Origin of the sequence: Streptomyces zingiberis (genome assembly GCF_012034935.1) — a bacterium.
In the GTDB taxonomy this organism is placed as follows: Bacteria; Actinomycetota; Actinomycetes; order Streptomycetales; family Streptomycetaceae; genus Streptomyces; species Streptomyces zingiberis.
Genome location: NZ_JAATEN010000023.1, coordinates 17,093 through 35,552 on the forward strand (window position 1 = coordinate 17,093; position 18,460 = coordinate 35,552).

Annotated in this window: 17 protein-coding genes; 11 read left to right on the plus strand and 6 right to left on the minus strand. The window is 75.1% G+C overall.

Features of this window, described 5'->3' with window-relative positions:
- On the minus strand, positions 1–126 hold the full coding sequence (locus HCK00_RS28250; RefSeq protein ID WP_277348289.1) for a hypothetical protein: 126 nt from the start codon (positions 124–126) through the stop codon (positions 1–3).
- 228 nt (positions 127–354) lie between these two features.
- On the opposite strand from HCK00_RS28250, the gene HCK00_RS22845 reads away from it, so the two are divergent.
- The 10 genes from HCK00_RS22845 to HCK00_RS22890 all read left to right on the plus strand — a co-directional run bounded on the left by HCK00_RS22845 (position 355) and on the right by HCK00_RS22890 (position 14,439).
- Complete coding sequence (locus HCK00_RS22845) at positions 355–711, plus strand: hypothetical protein (protein WP_206320769.1); 357 nt, start codon at positions 355–357, stop codon at positions 709–711.
- A gap of 365 nt (positions 712–1,076) precedes the next feature.
- Positions 1,077–2,207, plus strand: coding sequence for a PP2C family protein-serine/threonine phosphatase (locus HCK00_RS22850; protein WP_168103913.1), 1,131 nt, complete (start codon positions 1,077–1,079; stop codon positions 2,205–2,207).
- A gap of 90 nt (positions 2,208–2,297) precedes the next feature.
- Positions 2,298–3,461: a PP2C family protein-serine/threonine phosphatase gene (locus tag HCK00_RS27925; protein ID WP_168103914.1), complete on the plus strand. Its 1,164-nt coding sequence runs from the start codon at positions 2,298–2,300 to the stop codon at positions 3,459–3,461.
- A gap of 100 nt (positions 3,462–3,561) precedes the next feature.
- The gene (locus tag HCK00_RS28545; RefSeq protein WP_168103915.1) at positions 3,562–4,728 is read left to right on the plus strand and encodes a PP2C family protein-serine/threonine phosphatase; all 1,167 of its coding nucleotides are present in this window, start codon (positions 3,562–3,564) and stop codon (positions 4,726–4,728) included.
- Positions 4,729–5,188: 460 nt separating this feature from the next.
- Entirely contained in the window at positions 5,189–6,274 is a 1,086-nt protein-coding gene (locus HCK00_RS22865) for a LacI family DNA-binding transcriptional regulator (RefSeq protein WP_206320770.1), read from the plus strand.
- 193 nt (positions 6,275–6,467) lie between these two features.
- A complete protein-coding gene (locus HCK00_RS22870) occupies positions 6,468–8,096 on the plus strand; it encodes an FAD-dependent oxidoreductase (RefSeq protein WP_168103916.1) in 1,629 nt (542 codons plus the stop codon).
- A 574-nt stretch (positions 8,097–8,670) separates the two neighbouring features.
- Positions 8,671–10,785 (plus strand): hydantoinase/oxoprolinase family protein, encoded by a 2,115-nt coding sequence (locus tag HCK00_RS22875; RefSeq protein ID WP_168103986.1) that lies wholly within the window; start codon positions 8,671–8,673, stop codon positions 10,783–10,785.
- A 371-nt stretch (positions 10,786–11,156) separates the two neighbouring features.
- Positions 11,157–11,897 carry a hypothetical protein gene (locus HCK00_RS27940; protein WP_240966049.1) on the plus strand — a complete coding sequence of 247 codons (741 nt, stop codon included), beginning with the start codon at positions 11,157–11,159 and terminating at the stop codon, positions 11,895–11,897.
- Positions 11,898–11,905: 8 nt separating this feature from the next.
- Entirely contained in the window at positions 11,906–13,273 is a 1,368-nt protein-coding gene (locus tag HCK00_RS22885) for a TRAP transporter large permease subunit (protein WP_168103917.1), read from the plus strand.
- 176 nt (positions 13,274–13,449) lie between these two features.
- Positions 13,450–14,439, plus strand: coding sequence for a glycoside hydrolase family protein (locus tag HCK00_RS22890; protein ID WP_168103918.1), 990 nt, complete (start codon positions 13,450–13,452; stop codon positions 14,437–14,439).
- A gap of 152 nt (positions 14,440–14,591) precedes the next feature.
- Here the strand turns inward: HCK00_RS22890 and HCK00_RS22895 are convergent, their stop codons facing one another.
- The 5 genes from HCK00_RS22895 to HCK00_RS22910 all read right to left on the minus strand — a co-directional run bounded on the left by HCK00_RS22895 (position 14,592) and on the right by HCK00_RS22910 (position 17,352).
- Positions 14,592–15,458, minus strand: coding sequence for a hypothetical protein (locus HCK00_RS22895; RefSeq protein WP_168103919.1), 867 nt, complete (start codon positions 15,456–15,458; stop codon positions 14,592–14,594).
- Between the two features lie 199 nt (positions 15,459–15,657).
- Positions 15,658–15,882 carry a DUF397 domain-containing protein gene (locus HCK00_RS22900; protein ID WP_168103920.1) on the minus strand — a complete coding sequence of 75 codons (225 nt, stop codon included), beginning with the start codon at positions 15,880–15,882 and terminating at the stop codon, positions 15,658–15,660.
- Positions 15,879–16,082, minus strand: a complete 204-nt coding sequence (locus HCK00_RS28255) for a Scr1 family TA system antitoxin-like transcriptional regulator (RefSeq protein WP_206320771.1) — start codon at positions 16,080–16,082, stop codon at positions 15,879–15,881. The genes HCK00_RS22900 and HCK00_RS28255 overlap by 4 nt, the downstream gene beginning before the upstream one ends.
- 20 nt (positions 16,083–16,102) lie before the next feature.
- The gene (locus HCK00_RS28550) at positions 16,103–16,225 is read right to left on the minus strand and encodes a Scr1 family TA system antitoxin-like transcriptional regulator (protein ID WP_311765440.1); all 123 of its coding nucleotides are present in this window, start codon (positions 16,223–16,225) and stop codon (positions 16,103–16,105) included.
- A gap of 158 nt (positions 16,226–16,383) precedes the next feature.
- Complete coding sequence (locus HCK00_RS22910) at positions 16,384–17,352, minus strand: hypothetical protein (RefSeq protein WP_168103921.1); 969 nt, start codon at positions 17,350–17,352, stop codon at positions 16,384–16,386.
- A gap of 332 nt (positions 17,353–17,684) precedes the next feature.
- Here HCK00_RS22910 and HCK00_RS22915 point away from each other — a divergent pair, with 332 nt between their 5' ends.
- On the plus strand, positions 17,685–18,167 hold the full coding sequence (locus tag HCK00_RS22915; RefSeq protein ID WP_168103922.1) for a hypothetical protein: 483 nt from the start codon (positions 17,685–17,687) through the stop codon (positions 18,165–18,167).
- The last annotated feature ends 293 nt before the right edge of the window (positions 18,168–18,460 follow it).

Genomic DNA, 18,460 nt, shown 5'->3' on the forward strand with positions numbered 1-18,460 from the left:
TCAGGCGTCCGGGCCGTCACGCCGGGCGTGGGGGTGCGCGCCGCGCAGGAACTGGTCCACCGCGGTCGTCACGAGCCCGTCGAGCGCATCCGGGACCGCGTCGGCACCGTCTCCTCCAACGGCCACACGGTGGGGGCGATCGGGGCCGTCCTTGCCGCGGGGCCGCCGGCGGTGCCGGGCCCCCGCCCACCGGGCACCTGCGGGGCCCGCGGCGGGGCCCCGCAGGTCTCACCGGGTGACCCGGCCGACGAGCAAGATCACCTCTTTGGGATCATGCCGCGCAAGCGGGCCCGCCGGACGTGCCGGCACCGCGCGCCCACGGCCCAACTCCGCCCGGATCCAAGGGGAGACCACATGACCCGAGACCTCGCCGACGTCACCGAACTGCCCCGCGCCGAGCCGCGCACCGCGACCGGCACCGCGCTCTTCGACGGCGCGCCCGGCGCGCTCACCTCGCGGGAGGAACAGCAGTTCCGCGCGGCCCTGTTCACCCTCGTCGGGGACGCCCTCGCGGAGAAGGGCTGGGCCCGCATCCCGGCCTGGTCCGACGAGGAGCGCGCCCGGCTGGCCGCCGTGGGCCGGGCGCTCGGCGAGCACTGGGGGCAGGCCGTCACCGCCGAGCCCGAGGACGAGTGCTCGATGTTCTTCGCCCTGGACGTCACGGCCGGCCCGGTGCGGCCGGACGGAGTCCCCGGCGCGCCCCGCGCCTGACCCGGGCGGCACGTCCCGGGGCGCGCCCCGGGATCCCCCGGGCCCGGTACCGCTTCGCCGCGGCCGGGCCCGGGCCCGGCCGTCCCCGTCACCCCGCCGGCCGGTCCGGCCCCGCCCTCTCCGTGGTCCCCGCCGGGCGGTGGTGGCCCGCGGAGGCCGCGCCCGCCCGGCCCCGCCCCGACGCCGCGCCCCGTCCCCGCCCGGCCCGTCATCCGGTCGGCCGCGCTCCGCTCGTCCGGTCCGGGCGGGGCCGGGACAGTGGAGGCCAAGGCGCGGGCGGCGCTGCCCGCCGTGCCGGGCCCGGCGGGCAACGGCCCGCACCCGCGGCTGGAGGACGGCGGCGACGGCGGAAGGTGACGTGACGGATGGCCCACGGCGTCGAGGACGAGGGCATGTGGGAGCGTCTCCGGACCACCTGGTTCTTCCGCTCCGCACCCTGGCTGCTGCCGTTCGCCGTACTGACCGCGGGGATCGCGCTCAACGTGCTCGGTCCCTTCACCGCCCTCTTCCCCGTGCCTCCGCTGATCGCCGCCGCGCTGTGGACCTTCCGCGGCACGCTTCTCATCAGCGTGCTCTCCACGGCGGCGCTGGGGTTCGTCGTCTACTGGTGGGCCCCGCTGGGGCTGCGGGAGGGCACGGTGCGCCTCACCACCACCGCGGTGGTCTGCGGGATCGCGCTCTTCATCAACCGGGCCCTGGAGCACAGTGTGAGGCGGCTGGCGTCGGCGCGGCGGGTGGCGGAGGCGGTGCAGCTCTCGGTGCTGCCCACGCCACCGGCACGGGTGGGGGAGCTGTCGGTGGCGGTGCGGTACGAGGCCGCGCAGGAAGGGGCGCGGATCGGCGGGGACCTCTACGCGGTGGCGGCGTCGCCGTTCGGAGTGCGGATGATGGTGGCGGACGTGCGCGGCAAGGGCCTGCTCGCCGTGGACGCCGTCACCGTGGTGCTGGGCGCCTTCCGGGAGGCCGCCGAGCGGGAGCCGGGGCTGGCGGAGGTGGCGGCGCGGGTGGACCAGGCGCTGCACCGGGAGCGGCGGGAGCGGGACGGGGTGGAGCGGGCCGAGGGGTTCGTGACGGCGGTGCTGGCGGAGGTCCCCGCGGGAGACCCGGGGACGCTGCGGATCGTCAACCGTGGTCACCCCTTCCCCCTGCTGCTGCGGGACGGGGCGGTGACGCCGCTGGAACCGGGCTCGTTCTCGCTGCCGCTGGGCCTGGACGACCTGGGGGAACTGGCGCCGGAGGTGGAGTGCGTGGAGTTCCCGCCGGGCGCGCTGCTGCTGCTCTACACGGACGGGATGAGCGAGGCGCGCGACGCCGGCGGGGTCTTCTACGACCCGGTGGAACAGCTCGCCGGCCGCCGGTTCGACGGGCCGGCGGCCCTGCTGGAGGGGGTACTGGGCGACGTGGCCGAGCACACCGGCGGGGTGACGGCCGACGACCTGGCGCTGCTCGCGGTGCGACGCGACCGTGGCGAGGGCCCTCCGCCCCGGCCGGGGTGAACGGCGGCCGGGAGAGGCCGGCAGGGACCGGGACCGGACAGCGGCTCGCGGCATCGGGGGTGACCGCACGGCGGAAGGGCGGACGAGACGGTGGACCGCAGTGGTGAGGGCGCGACCGGCCGGGGCCGCCCGCGCGCGGGCACCCCGGGGCGCTTCCGCGCCGGCCGGCTGCCCCGCGCCCTGCCGTGGGCGCTGCCCTACGCCATGGTCCTGGTGGGGCTGATCGTCAATCTCCTGCTGCCCAGGGGCATCGCCTTCACGGCGGCCTTCGCCGCCGCGCCGCTGATCGCCGCAGCCCTGTGGACCTTCCGCGGCACCGTCGCCGTGAGCGCGGTGACGGTCGTGGCGATGGTCGACGTCGTCTTCTGGATGGCCACCCTGTCGCTGCTGGAGGCGTGTGTGCGGCTGGGCACCATCGTCGTGGTCTGCCTGCTGGCCGTCGGCATCAACCGCTCGCTGCACCGCAGCGTCATGCGGCTGGCGTCGGCGCGGCGGGTGGCGGAGGCGGTGCAGCTCTCGGTGCTCCCGACGCCGCCGGCGCGGGTGGGGGAGCTGTCCGTGGCCGTGCGGTACGCGGCGGCGCAGGAGGGCGCCCGGCTCGGCGGCGACCTCTACGCCGTCGAACGCACCCCGCACGGTGTCCGGATGCTGGTGGCGGACGTGCGGGGCAAGGGGCTGCCCGCCGTGGACGCCGTCACCGTCATCCTCGGGGCCTTCCGGGAGGCGGCGGAGCGGGCGGCGGGACTGTGTGAGGTCGCCGGGTGGCTGGAACACGCCTTGGAGCGGGAGCGGCGGGAGCGGGACGGGGTGGAGCGGGCCGAGGGGTTCGTGACGGCGGTGCTGGCGGAGATCCCCGCGGGAGACCCGGAGACGCTGCGGATCGTCAACCGCGGCCACCCCCCGCCGCTGCTGCTGCGGGACGGTGCGGTGGAACCGCTGGAGCCGGGCTCGTTCTCGCTGCCGCTGGGCCTGGGCGAGCTGGGCGAGCCGGCGCCGGAGGTGGAGTCGGTGAGGTTCCCGCCGGGCGCGCTGCTGCTGCTCTACACGGACGGCGTGAGTGAGGCGCGCGACGCCGGCGGGGCCTTCTACGACCCGGTGGAACAGCTCACCGGCCGCCGGTTCGGCGGGCCGGCGGCCCTGCTGGAGGAGGTGATGAGGGACGTGACACGCCACACGGGCGGGGTGACGTCCGACGACCTGGCGTTGCTCGCCGTGGCCCGCGCGCCCGGGGGGAGCCATCCGCTCCCGGCCTGAGGGCCGGGGACGGGACCCGGCCGCGCGGGCCGGGAAGCGAGCAGCCGGGCGGACCGGATGACCGGACGGCGGGCCGGACGGCGGAAGGACAGGTGAGACGGTGGACGGCAGCGGCGGCAGCGGCGGCGGCAGCGCCGGACGTGCCGGCAGGGGCACCTTCTGGGACCGCTTCCGCGGGACCTGGCTGTACCGCGCCATGCCGTGGCTGCTCCCCTACGGCGTGGTGGTCCTCAGTGTGGCCATCGACTACTCGCTCCCCAACAACATCGCCTTCACCTCGGCGCTCGTCGCGGCGCCCCTGGCCGCGGCGGCCCTGTGGACCTTCCGGGGCACCATCGCGGTGAGCGTGGTCACGGTGGGGGCGCTGTGCTGGCTCGTCTTCGCGCGGGACGCCCTGCTGCCGCTGGAGCGGTGGGTACGGCTGTTGACGGTGCTGGTGGTCTGCGCGATGTCCGTCGTCATCAACCGGGCGCTCCAGCACAGCGTGGTGCGGCTGGCGTCGGCGCGGCGGGTGGCCGAGGCCGCGCAGCTCTCGGTGCTGCCCACGCCACCGGAGCAGGTGGGGGAGTTGTCGGTGGCGGTGCGGTACGAGGCCGCGCAGGAAGGGGCCCGGATCGGTGGGGACCTCTACGCGGTGGCGGCGTCGCCGTTCGGGGTGCGGATGATGGTGGCGGACGTGCGGGGCAAGGGGCTGCCGGCCGTGGACGCCGTCACCGTCGTGCTCGGTGCCTTCCGCGAGGCGGCCGAACGCGTGGCCGAACTGGCGGAGGTCGCGCACTGGATGGACCAGGCGCTGCACCGCGAGCGGCGGCAGCGGGACGGCCTGGAGCGGACGGAGGGGTTCGTCACGGCGATCCTGGTGGAGATCGCGGCGGAGGACCCCGGCACGCTGCGGATCGTCAACCGTGGCCACCCCTCGCCGCTGCTCCTGCGGGACGGTGCGGTGGAACCGCTGGAGCCGGGGTCGTTCTCGCTGCCGCTGGGCCTGGACGACCTGGGGCAGCAGACCCCCGGCGTGGAATCGGCCGCGTTCCTGCCGGGCGCGCTGCTGCTGCTCTACACCGACGGGATGACCGAGGCCCGCGACGCGGGCGGCGTCTTCTACGACCCGGTGGCGCGGCTGGCCGGGCGCCGCTTCACCGGCCCGACGGCGCTGCTGGACGAGGTGCTGGCCGATGTCGCCGAGCACACCGGCGGGGTGACGGCCGACGACCTGGCACTGCTCGCCGTGGCCCGCGGCCCGGACGGGAACCGCGCGCCGGACTGAGCCCGCGCTTTCCGGACGGGGCCCGCGCTTTCCACACGGAGCCCGCGGGCCGGACGGCCCCCGCGGCGGACGGCCCCCGCGCGCGGGACCGCGAGGCCGGTGGCGGTGCGGTGGCCCCGGGCCCTCGGCGTTCCGGTCCTCCGGGCTCCGCGTTCCGGCCTCCCGCGTTCCCCGCTCCCGCGTTCCGGCATCCCGGCTCCCGCCTTCCGGTCCTCCCGCCTTCCGGTCCTCCCGCCTTCCGGTCCTCCCGTGTTCCGGCCTCCCGTGTTCCGGCCGTCCGGGGGGTACCGACGGCTCGTGCGGGGTGCCGGATATTAGTCAATTATTAGTCGTCTGGCCCCTCTTGACCCTTCCCGTAACGCAGCGGCAAAGTGCTCGCTAATCCGCATCAGCACCGCACGCGCCGCCCGCGGCGCGGTGACTAATGCGCATTAGCCCATGAGTCGGAGAGGGGTGGGGCATGGCCGAGAAAGGACCCGCCCGGCAGCGGCGCGGCCGGCCGCGCCAGGCCGAGGTGGCCCGGCTCGCCGGGGTGTCGCAGACGACGGTGTCGCTGGTGCTCGGCGGCAACAAGCAGGGCATCGCCCTGCACGAGGACACCCGGGCGCGGGTGTTCGCCGCCGCGCGCGAACTCGGGTACGTGCCCGACCCGGCCGCCCGCCGCCTCGCCGCCGCCCGGAACAACCTCCTGGGCGTCTTCAGCTTCACCGCCACCTTCCCCACCGCCGTGGAGCACTCGTACTACCCGTTCCTCGCCGGGGTGGAGCAGGAGGCCGCCGCCCAGGGGTACGACCTGGTGCTGTTCACCGGCTCCAGCTCCGGCGGCGCGCAGGCGGGGGAGCCCGGCGCGCTGGACCGGGTGCGGCTCGCCGACGGGTGCCTCTTCCTCGGCCGCCATGTCCGAGGCGACCAGTTGCGGCGGCTCGTCGCCGACGGCTATCCGGCCGTGCACATCGGCCGCCGTGACGAGCCGGCGGGGCTGGCCTGGGTCGGCGCCGACTACGTCGCGGCCAGCGCCGAGGTCGTCCGGCATCTCACCGGGCTCGGCCACCGGCGGGTGGTCCTCGTCCGTGAGGACGACGACGCACCGGCCTCCACCGACCGGGAGCACGGCTTCCGCGCCGCGCTCGCCGAGTGCGCCGGGCGGCGCGGCGCGGACGACCCGGCGGCCGTGGTGCGGACAGGGCGTCCGGCGGCCGACATCACGCCCGCCTGGGTGCGTGCCCGGCTCGCCGAGGGCACCACCGCCTTCGTCGCCGAGGAGACCGACACCGGTGGCGCCTGGCGGGCCCTCCACACGGCGGTGGCCGCCGCCGGGCTCGACGCGCCCCGGGATCTGTCGCTGGCACTGCTCGGCTCACCCCCCGCCGACCTGGCGGCCGTCCGGCCGCCGACCGGTTTCGACATCCCCCGCGCCGAGCTGGGGGCCGCGGCGGTCCGTCTGCTCGTCGCGCAGCTCGCCGGTCAGGAGCGTGCCGAGCCCCTGGTGGCCTGCGCCTTCCGCGCCGGGGACACCACCGGCCCGCCACCCGGCGGACCGGGCTGAGGGCCGCCGGCCCCGCCCGTACCCGTCCGCTGCCCCGCACCCTGTCCCGTCCGCCGCCACCGGCCCGGCCACCGGCGACCCGGACGCCCGACCCGAGAAGCCCGACCCGAGAAGCCCGACCCGAGGACTGATCCCGAGGCACCCGACCCGACCACCGCGACCCGATCACGCGACCCCGAGGAGCAAGCACCGTATGCCCATCCCCACCGGAACCCCCACCCGGACCGACATCCTCGTCGTCGGCGGCGGCACGGGCGGCGTGGCCGCCGCGCTCGCGGCCTGCCGCGCCGGGCGCACCGTCGTCCTCACCGAGGAGACCGACTGGGTCGGCGGCCAGCTCACCTCGCAGGCCGTCCCGCCGGACGAGCACCCGTGGGTCGAGCAGTTCGGGGTCACCGCCACCTACCGGGCGCTGCGCGAGTCGATCCGCGCCCACTACCGGCGCTGGTACCCCCTGCGGGCCGAGGCCCTGGACCTGCCGTACCTCAACCCCGGTGCCGGGCGCGTCAGCAAGCTCTGCCACGAGCCGCGGGTCGCCCTCGCCGTGCTGGAGGCGATGCTCGCCCCGCACGTCGCCGCCGGCCGGCTCACCGTGCTGACCCACACCCGGCCCGTCGCCGCCGACACCGACGGGGACACCGTGCGCGCCGTCACCGTCGAGGACGTCCGCGACGGCGCCCGGCACACCGTCACCGCCCCCTACGTCCTCGACGCCACCGAGACCGGTGAACTGCTGGAACTGGCGGACGTCGAGTACGCGCTGGGAGCCGAGGCCCGCTCCGAGTACGACGAGCCGCACGCGCCCGGGACCGCCGACCCGCTCAACCAGCAGGGCATCACCGTCTGTTTCGCCCTCTCCCACCACGAGGGCGAGGACCACACCGTCGACCGCCCGGACGGATACGACTTCTGGCGCTCCTACCGGCCGGACTTCTGGCCCGGGCCGCTCCTCGGCTTCCTCGCGCCCGACCCCCGTTCGCTGGCGCCCGTGGAACGCACCTTCGAGCCCAACCCCGCGATCGACCCGCTCGACGTCACCGCCGACCAGAGCGCCGACGCCGGCGACAAGGAGCTGTGGGGCTTCCGCCGCATCCTCGCCCGCAAACTGCACCGCCCCGGCGCCTTCGACTCCGACATCACCCTCGTCAACTGGCCGCTCAACGACTACTGGCTCAAGCCGCTGATCGGGGCGGGCGAGGAGACCGGCCGCGCCGCGCTCGCCGGGGCCCGGCAGCTCTCGCTCGCGGTCCTGTACTGGCTGCAGACCGAGGCCCCGCGCACCGACGGCGGCACCGGCTTCCCCGGCCTGCGGCTGCGCCCCGACGTCACCGGCACCGCCGACGGCCTCGCCAAGGCGCCGTACGTGCGGGAGTCCCGCCGGATCAAGGCCGTCACCACCGTGACCGAACACGATGTCGCCATCGACCTCGTCGGCCCGTACGGCGGCACCCGGCACCGGGACTCCGTCGGCGTCGGCGGCTACCGCATCGACCTGCACCCCTCCACCGGTGGGGACAACTACGTGGACGTCGGCTCCGTGCCGTTCGAGATCCCGCTCGGGGCCCTGCTGCCGCGCCGGGTGCGCAACTTGCTGCCGGCCGGCAAGAACCTCGGCACCACCCACATCACCAACGGCTGCTACCGCCTCCACCCCGTCGAGTGGAACGTCGGTGAGGTCGCCGGCGCGCTTGCCGCGCACTGCCTGGAGGAGGGTGTCCGCCCGCACCAGGTGCAGGAGGAGGACAAGCGGCTGGCGGAGTTCGGCCGCGTACTCGACCGGGCCGGCGTCCAGCGGCACTGGCCGGACGTGCGCGGTTACTGAGCCGGCCGGATCTGGCCTGGGCGGCCTGACCTGGGCCGGTTCGGCCCGGCCCGCTCGACCTGGGCCGGTTCGGCCCGGGTCGGGTTCCGGCCGGTGGCCGGGGCGGCGGGGGCCCCGGGCGGCCGGGCGCGTCCCGCGTAGCACCGCCCTCCCCGGGCCGCGTCCTGCGCCGCCGCCGGGACGGGGGGCGCGCACCGGCCGGGAGGACCGCACCAACCCTGAGAAGCACCGCAGCGACCCGGCACCGCCGGTACCGCACCGCACCGCCGGTACGGCACCGCACCGGAAGTACCACCCTGAGCCCCCGCACCCTGAGCCCCCGCACCCTGAGCCCTCACACCCCGAGCCCTCGCACCCCGAGCCCTCCGCCCGGCCCGTGCCCCACCCGCCCGGCGCACTCCGTCCGTGCCCCGCCCGCACCATCCGCGCCACCCCCCAAGGAGGTGTTCCCCTCGTGACCCAGTCCTCCCCGCAGTCCTCCCCACAGTCCTCGCCGCGACCGCCGTCCCAGCCGTCACCCCCGGCCCCGGCCGCGGCGCCGGCCCCGGCCGGAGCCCCGGCCCCGTCGGGCCGTATCCGTGTCGGCATCGACGTCGGCGGAACCTTCACCGACGCCGTGGCCGTCGACGCGGCCACCCTCGGCCTCGTCGCCCAGGTGAAGGTCCCCACCAGCCACCACCACGAGGACGGTGTCGCCCACGGCATCGTCGAGGCGCTCGACCGGCTGCTGAAGGACATCGGCCGCGCCCCCGGGGACATCACGTTCCTCGCCCACGGCACCACGCAGGCCACCAACGCCCTGCTGGAGGGGGATGTCGCGCCCGTCGGCCTGATCGGCATCGGCACCGGTCCCGGCGCCCTGCCCACCAGGCGCCTCGCGCGGCTCGCCACCCTGGAACTCACCCCCGGCAAGCGGTTCCCGCTGCACTACGCGCACGTCGCCGACCCCGGGGACACCGCGGCCGTCCGCGCCGCCGTCGACGCGGTGACCGCCGCCGGGGCCGAAGTCCTCGTCGCCAGCGAGCCGTTCGGCGTCGACCTGCCGGACGGCGAGCGGGCCGTGCTGGACACCGCCCGGGAGTACGGGCTGCCGGCGACCGCCGCCCACGAGATCACCTCGCTGTACGGGCTGCGCAAGCGCACCCGCACCGCCGTGGTCAACGCGGCGATCCTGCCGCGGATGCTTGCCACCGCCGACCTGGTGGACCGTTCCGTCGCCGCCGCCGGGGTCACGGCGCCGCTGATGGTCATGCGCTGCGACGGCGGGGTCATGTCGCTGGCCGAGATGCGCCGCCGCCCGCTGCTCACCGTGTTGTCGGGGCCCGCCGCCGGGGTGGCCGGCGCGCTGATGCGGGAGCGGGTCAGCGAGGGAGTGTTCCTGGAGACGGGCGGCACCTCCACGGACATCAGCGTCATCCGCCGCGGCAAGGTCGCCGTCCGGCACGCCACGATCCTCGGCCGGTCCTCGTACCTCTCCGCCCTCGACGTCCGCACCGTCGGGGTCGGCGGCGGCTCCATGGTCCGGATCGCGGGCGGCCGGGTGCACGCCGTCGGCCCGCGCAGCGCCCACATCGCCGGCCTGCCGTACGCCTGCTTCGCCGGCCCCGCGGACCTGGCCGGGGCCCGGCTCGTGACCGTGGCGCCGCTCGACGGGGACGCGGGCGACCACGCCGTGCTGGAAGCCGCCGGGGGCCGCTTCGCCCTCACCCTGACCTGCGCGGCCAACGCCCTCGGCCGGGTGCCGGAGGGCGACTTCGCCGCCTGTGACCCCGAGGCCGCGCGCACCGCCCTGAAGCCCCTCGCCGACGCCCTCGGCACCGATGTCGCCGGGGCGGCCCGCCAGGTGCTCGACGCCGGGGTGCGGCAGGTCAGGGAGGTCACCGAGGCGATGATGCGCGACTACCGCCTCGACCGGGACACCACCGTCCTCGTCGGCGGCGGTGGCGGCGCCGCCACCGTCACCCCGCACCTGGCCGCCGCGACCGGGCTGCCCGGCCGCATCGCCGGGCACAGCGAGGTCATCAGCCCCATCGGGGTGGCCCTCGCCCTCGTCCGCGAGCAGATCGAGCGGATCCTCCCCGGTGCGACGCAGGAACAGATACTCGGCGTGCGCGGCGAGGCCGAGGCGGCCGTCGTCGCCCAGGGGGCCGACCCCGGCGCCGTGGAGGTCGAGGTCACCGTCGACCCGCAGACCAACACCGTGCGGGCCGTCGCCACCGGAGCCACCGAACTGCGCACCCAGGACCGCACCCGCCGCGCCGGTGACGCCGAGCGGCTGGACGCGGCCGCGGCCAGCCTCCGGGCCGACCCGTCCGCCGTCCGGGTGCTCGCCGCCACGCCCACGCACACCGTCTACGGCACCGAGCGCCGCCGGCGCCTCCGCCGAACCCGGCACCCGGTGCGCGTCCTCGACGCCGACGGGGTGGTGCGGCTGCACGCCGCCGACGCCACGGTGGCCTCCACCACCGCCGGCGAGGCACCGGAACTCCTCGCCGAACTGGTGCGGGGCGCCACCTCCTACGGCGACGGCGGCGTCCGCGCCCCCGCGGTCCGGCTGCTGATCGGCTCCCGCATCGCCGACCTCTCCGGTGTCCTGGAGGCGGGCCCCCTGCTGGCCCTGGCCCGCGGCGAACTGCGGGCACGCGCGGCGGAGGAACCGGTCGTGGCGGTCGTGGAGGCCCGCACATGAGCGGGCGGACGAACCACGGCCCGGGCCCGGGCCCGGCTCCGGCGTCTGTCCCGGCCCCGGCCTCGGGCCTGGTCCCGGGCCTGGCCTCGGCGGCTTCGGCTCCGGTGTCCGCTTCGGCCTCGGCCCCCGCCTCCGTCCCGGCCCCGGGGGCGCGAGGGCGGGACGGGGGAGGCCGTGCCGAAGAGGTCCCCACCCCGCCCGCCCCGGCCGCGCGTGGCTCGGGGAAGCCGGTGGGTTCGGCAGGCCACCGGGGCACCGGCCCCGCCGGGGAGTCCGGCCGGGGCCGACCGGCGGAGGTGGTGCGGCCCGCGCACCGCCCGCGCCCGGCCGGTACCGCACTCGACGCGCTCCCGCCGGCCCGCCGCGACGCGCTGCGCGCCGCCTGCGCGGAACTGGCGGCGCTGGACGACGCCGGGTTCGGCGTCCGCCTGCTCGCCGCCACGCCGACGCACGAGACCCGGGACGAGGGGCTGCTGCGCCGCTGGGCGGAGACGGCCACGGCGTTCGGCGCGGAGCTGGCGGCGGGCACCGCGCCCGGCGGCCCGGCCGGCGAGCCACCCACCACGTCCGGTGCTCCCGCCGTGTCCGGTGCTCCCGCCGTGTCCGGTGCCCCCGCTGCCTCCGGCGCTCCCGCCGGCCCCGGTGCCGTGGGTCACGCCACCGCGACCACCGCCGCCGCCCGCGCGGTGCCGCACGGGGTGCGGGTGACCGAGACCACCGGCGGGCTCGGCCGGCTGCTCCTCGCCCGGTACGTCTCCCGTCCCGTGCCCACCGTCGAGCTGTTCACCGACACCCTCGACCTCGGTGAGAGCCTCGTGGACCTGCTCGGCTGGCGCCACTGGTACCCCGCCGGGTCGCTGCGGGCGGCCGCCCTCGCCCACGAGGAGGCCCACTGCCTGCTCCACGGCGACGCCCGCGTCCGCCGGGCCCTGCGCGGCCGGCTCGACCACTCCGCGCTGCGGATCGGGCGGTTCCGCGTCCCGGGGCACGTCGCCGGAGCCGGTGAACTCGCGGCCCACGCCTACGCGGGCGCCGCCTGCGGCCTGGGCCGCACCCCGCTACTGCTCACCGCCGCGCTGCTGAGCGCGGCCCGGGCGCTCGGAGAGGACTGAGGCGCGCCATGGGAATCGTCATCCTGCTGCTCATGCTGGCGGGTGTGGGGCTCATGCTCACCCGCAAGCTCCCCACGGCCTTCGCCCTCGTCCTCCTCGGCCTCGCCGTCGCGGTCGTCGTCGGAGCGCCGCTCACCGGGGAGAACAGCGTGCTCGACACGGTGGTCCAGGAGGGCTCGACCACGCTGGCCGCGACCATGCTCGCGGTGCTGATCGGCTCCTGGCTCGGCAAGCTGATGGAGGAGACCGGCATCGCGGGCACCCTCGTCCGCAAGATCGTCGAGTTCGGCGGCGACCGGCCCACCGTCGTCGCCCTCGGCGTCCTCGCCGTCTCGGCGCTCGTCGGCACCGTCACCGGTTCCGCGCCCGCGGCGATGATGGCGGGCATCATCGGCATCCCCGCGATGATCGCGGTCGGCGTGCCGAAGACCACCGCCGCCGGCACCATCCTCATGGGCATCGCCGCCGGACTCCCGTTCGAGCTGCCCGTCTGGCAGTTCTTCTCCACCGCGCTGGAGCTGCCGGTCGAGACGGTGCGCTCCTTCATGCTGCGGCTCTTCCCGTTCGCGGCCTTCTTCGCCGTGGTCTTCGTCCTCGTCGAGACCCGCCGCAAGGGCGTCGAGCACGCCTGGTCGCTGGCGTCGGCCGGCGAGCGTTCCGGCGGTGGCGGGGCCGGGGACGGCGGGTCCTCCGCGGGCGGCGGGGCGTCCGGTGGCGACGGGCGGAAGGGCGCCGCCCGGCGGCGGCGCGACCGCGCCCGCCGGATGGGCGACGCGCCCTGGTACGCGCTGCTCGCCCCCGTCGTGCCGCTGGTGCTCGCGCTCGGCTTCGAGCTGGCCATCATCCCGTCGATGCTCGCGGGTGTGCTGTGGGCGCTGGTGACCACCACCCGGCCGGGACAGCTCAGCAAGCGTCTGCTGCGCACCCTGTACGGCGGGTTCGAGGTCGCCGCGCCGCCCATCGCCCTCTTCATCGCCATCGGCATCCTGCTCGCGGCGGTGAAGCTCCCCGGGGCCGTCGCGGCGCTGGACCCGCTGGTGAAGGCCGTCGCCCCCGGCAACCCCGTGGTCTTCGTGCTGGTGTTCACCCTGCTGGTGCCGCTGTGCCTGTACCGCGGCCCGCTGAACGTCTACGGGCTCGGCGCCGGTATCGCCGGGGTGCTCATCGCCGCCGGCATCTACCCGGCCGTCGCCGTGCTCGGCCTGACCGCCTCGTACAACCAGGTGTTCGGAGTCAGCGACCCGACCAGCACCCAGACGGTGTGGGCCGCCCAGTACTCCGGCGTCAGCCCGCAGCAGGTCATGCTCCGCACCCTGCCGTACGTGTGGTGCGTCGCCCTCGGTGGCCTCATCGTCACCGCCACCACCCAGCTCTGAGCCGCACGGAGCACCATCTCGCCGGCCGGTGCGGAGCGACGCCGCACCACCGGCGGCGGCGAACGAACCGCAGGAACACAGCGAATTCCAGGAACACAGCGAAGCCCCCACGAACTCGGCGAATCCCGAGAAACCCGGCGAACCCCGATAACACCGACCAGAGGAGCCGTGACGCCATGACCTTCGACCGCCGCCTCTTCCTGCGCACCGCCACCGCCGGCGGCGCCGTGCTCGCCCTCGGCGCGCGGGGCGCCGCCCCGGCCGCCGCCGCCCCGGGCGGCTTCCCCGACTACCGCCACGTCGGCACCCTGCTCACCGCGGACCGGCTCGCGTACAACCCCACCGGGGAGATCATCTTCCCGTGTATCCGCGGTGTCTACGACCGGCTGAGCAACCCCCTCGGCCGCTACTACCTCTACTACGGGCCGCACGACGCCCCCGGCGGCATCTGCCTCGCCTACGGCGACTCCCTGGAGGGCCCGTTCACGGAGTACCCGGGCAACCCGATCGTCTCCAGCACCTGGTCACCGCATTACAAGGTCAGCCATGTCGCCTCCCCGCACGTCCTGTGGAACGCCGACGCGCGCGAGATGTGGCTGTACTTCCACGGCGAGAACACCACCACCCGCCTCGCCCGCTCCACGGACGGCGTGCGCTTCAGCTACGACAAGACGGTCCTCACCACCGCGATGCTGCCCGCGGGCACCACCGAGGCCTCCTACGCCCGGGTCTTCCGCCACGACCTGCCGGGGCGCGGCGCCCGCTACGTGATGCTGTTCATGAGGAACACCACGGCCAACCACCGCGACATCGGCTGGGGCTGGTCCCCGGACGGCCGCGACTGGCAGTTCGCCCAGGAGCCGCTGATCGGCCACGCGGCGGTCGGCGCCTCGGACCTCAGCGGACCGCACCTGCTCACCCGTGGCGGCAGCGCGTACGTCGTCTACCACACCGACAAGGGCAGCGGCGGCAACATCCTGATCACCGAGGTCGGCGCCGACTTCTCCCGCCGCAACCACCTCGGCGTCTTCTACGACTCCCGCTCCGGATCACCGGAGAACGGGCGCGCGGCCGCCCCGTCGTTCGGCACCGACCGCGGCGTGCCGTACATGATCTACGAGGCGGGCGAACGGCTCTCCGGCGCCATCGCGGTCGCCCGCGGCTGACCCCACGCCCCGGCTGCCGCGCGTCCCCGGCGGCCTGAGGGCTCCCCCGGGACCGCCGTGACGGAACGGCTGCGGACAGGACCGGGAGGTTGCCGCTCTTGCGTGCTGGGGTTGACGGGGTGGCAGGGAGGCAGTGGCGCGGCTCGTGCAGGTCAGACGCGCTGCCTGTGCCGGGTACGCCGGATGTGGGCGGCGTCCAGGAGCTGTGCGGCGGAACGGCGGCCGGGGGCGGTGGCCGGGGCGGTGGCGGGGCGCAGGCGGTGCAGGAGTTCGGTGCGCAACCCGGGTTCGGGGCCGAGGGCGAGCCGCAGCAGCAGCGCGTCCTTCTCCTTCGGAGGCAGTGCGGCGACGAGCGGGGCGAGTTCCTTCTTCGTGGGACGGTTCGGTGCCGTGGCCGTGATGGGAGCGGCTTCGGCCGCGGCGGCCAGCAGGCCACCGTCCACGCGCAGGAACTCCGCGAGCGCGCTCTGCGGGGCGGTCAGTTCGCCGAGCCCGGCGGGGACGGGCGGCTCCGGGCAGGTCTGGTATTCCTCTTCGTCGTCGTCCTCGAGCTCCCAGGCAGCGAGGGCGGAGAGCCAGGCGATGTACAGGGGGCGCAGATCACCGCCCATGAGTTCGTCACGTACGCCGACCAGGGCGGCCAGGGACTCGTCGGCGCCCTCGATCCAGTCGCCGCCCTCGTCCTCGCTGCTCAGGTCGAGGAGCAGGTGGGTGCGGGTGGTCCAGGCGTCGGTCTGCGAGCCCAGGCAGTACGACTGCGCCGTGGCCAGGTCCAAGGCTTGCCTGGGCAGGCGGAGGAGCAGCCGGTGGGTGCCCCAGTTCGTGACGTACAGATGAGCGTCGAAGTAGCGCTCGGTCATCCGGCGCGGATCGCCACTGAGGTCACCCCACTCGTACGTGTTGGTGAAGCTGGTGGCCGTGATCCGGGCCCGGGTGGAGATGGCGCGCAACTGCGCCTGCTCCTCGGGGCTGAGCGGACGGTCGAGCGCCTGGAACTCGTAGTACTGGTACTCGCTCACGTGGCCAACTCTAGGCCGTTGCGGCAAGGTTCGGGCATGGAGCGATCCCCCGTGCCGCGACCCCATCGAGGACCTGAACCGAACCAGGCCGGTATCCCTTGGCTCCGGCATCAGCGGTCCCGACAGAGACCAGCCCGGCCCCGACCTCTCGGCACCGCCCCTCTTCTGCCGACCCCAGATATCGGCTGTTCGGGTCGGGTCAGAGTTCCCCGGTGAGGACCCCGTGCCGGAAAGCCTGCCAGGCGGAGGCGGTGCAGCGCAGGGGTGCGGCGTCGTGCCGCTTGGAGTCACGTATCGCCTTGCCGCCACCGGGAAGACCGGCGACCTCGACGCAGTTGTGCTCAGGGCCGCTGGCGGACCCCTTCCGCCATATGGCTTCCGTCAGGTCGTATGCGTAGAGCTCGGCCTTGGCAGCAGCGTTCATCCCCGGTGCCCCTCTTCCATCGTGGCGATCCTCGCGAGGGAGTCCTCCACGGAGAGAGCTGTCGCGCGGATGCGGTCGAAAGCTTTCACGAAAGGCGTCGCTTCGTGGCCCTCAACGTATGTCGCGCCGCTGAGGTTCTCCAGCAGGACGACGGGAGGCATGGGGCCGGGGAAGCTGGTGAGCGTGAAGCCACCCACCATGCCGGGGTGGGCGGTGGAACTCAGTGCATGAGTTGCACGGTGACGTTCGGCAGCTCGGAGGCGTCGAGCAGCCGGCGCAACTGCTCGCGCATGGTCACCGGCCGCACGGTGAAGCGGTGGTGAAGGGCGGCTTCGTGGAGCACGGCCCAGAACTCCGGTGCCGCGCCAGGCCTGGAGAGAACGGCTTGCCGCGAGTCGCCGTGAGCCCGTGTCATGCCGGCGCGTGTCGTCCTGGCGCCCCGCGCCACCCCGACGCCCCGGGTGCCGGGCATCGGTGACTCGGGGCGCCGGGTCCGGGACGTCAACGGCCCGGCAGGAGCTCCGCCAGCCGTGCCACGCGGTGCCAGCCGCCGGTCAGCGTCCCGCCGAGCAGCAGGCCCACCAGCGCGGCGCCCAGGGGGAAGTCGTCCGGCAGGCCGAGCGACTGGCCGCCCAGCCAGCCCCCCAGGGCGCCGCAGAACCCGGCGACCACCACGACCGCCATGTGCGCCGACTCGCGCAGCGCCCGGCGGGTGAGGGTCACCGGCGTCACCCCCGTGAGGTCGGTCTCGGGCAGCAGCCGGCCCACGCGGCCCTCGGCGTACCGCTCGCAGACCTCCACCAGCCTCCCCGCCAGGTCGCGCAGCGCGTCCTTGGGGTCGACGTCCACCCGGCACAGGTCGCGCCGGAGCGCGCCCGCCACCAGTTCGGCATGGCGCCGGGCGGTGGTCCGCCGCGGTGAGGAGCGCCCCATGGTGCCGCGGGTCCGGTGGGCGTTGAGCACGCCCGCCTCGGTCCGGCGGTACAGATCGTCAACCTTCTGGAGGAGCGCGGCGCGCTCGGCGTCCGGCGCCGCCAGGGCGTTCACGCAGGCGAGCACCGTGTCCGCGCCCGTGTGGATCAGCGCGTCCCGCTGCCGGGCCCGGTCCAGTCTGCCGGCCAGCCACACCCCTGCCGCGCTCAGCAGCACGAGCACGGAGACGAGAGCGGCGACGGTACCGGCCTTGACGGCCAGTTGCGGAGCCCCGCGCAGCGCGAGGTTCGCGCCTAGGGCTGACGGCAACGCCCCGGCCAGGGCGAACAAGAAGATGAGAAGGGCGGCGACATCGTCCCACCAGCGGTCCTTCGCCACTACCGCGATCACCGCGCGGGTGCGGGGCACCTCCTCCGGCGCCCTGGACAGGTGGCTCAGCGCGGCGTCGTAAGCGGCCTGCTTCGCCAGGGCGTCGGCGGCCTGCCGCTTGGCCTCCTCCTCCCGGAAAGCGCGGTACATCTCCTCGTCAAGGGTCATCAGGCTCCCCGTTCCTTCCCGGACCAGCTCCGCTTTCCCCGGGCGGGCCCGTCTTCGGCCTCCGGAACTGACCGGTCAAAAGGTTCTTCCTCTGGCGAATGCTCGTGCGTCGAACGTCGTCGGCACCTGGTCTACAGACAGGGGAGAGGCTGCGGACGGGCTGTCAGGCGCGGGCCGGATAGCAGGTGGAAAGTCGCCCCCTGCGCGCCACCTTTCAGGGAAAGATGGCGGTGGTTGACCGGAATGAAGACGCTGGGGGGTCCATGGGGGACGCGTTGATCGGACTGACTGCGGCGATAGTCGGTGTGGCCGGCACACTCAGCGCGTCCGTCGTGTCCCAACGACTGATGGGCCGGGTTCAGAGAGAGCAATTCGAGCGGCAACGGCAGATCGAAGCGGCTCAATGGTTCCGTGAGCAGCGAGCCGCTGAGCTGGATCGCAGGCGGCAATGCTACATGTCGGTGAATGCGATCTTCCGGCAGTACCGAACTCATTTACTGGACTTCCTGTGGCTTGTACACAAGGGAGAGGTGACGCCAGAGGCCCGTGAGGTGATGGAGGAGGCCAGACGCGCCCACCACGCTTCCTTCGCCGAAGCTCAGATGATTGCCTCGCCAGAGGTCCTGGCCGAGCTCGATGGGATGACGACGGCCCTCTCCGAGGTGTATCGCAGGACGATGTGTTTGGAGGAAGGGAACCCGGACCGGGATGGCTCCTTCGACGAGATTCGAGCGGACTTCCAGCGGCTTTGGATCCGTTGGGAACGGATGCGAGACGTGATGCGCACAGACCTCGGTGTAGTCACAGGTTCCTGAGATGCCGCGGGGCCTGCGTGGGTGGGTGCCCGGACGCCGAAGGGTGAAAGGCCTCCCGTAGGGGCGTCCTCGACGGGCGGCGTCAGGAAGATCCAGAGGGACACGCACGTGCGGCACGCGTACGAGCGGCATCCGGCGCCGATGCCGGACCGCACTGCCGGGACGGCTGCGGCGTCCGCCGCGAGCAACGGGTGCAAGCGCACCCACCGCAGCTTCACCGCCGCCGGGCCCGTTGAGCACGGCGATGCCGTCCTGAAGGCCCGGGCAACCCGGCGGCGACCGCCGCCGGGTTG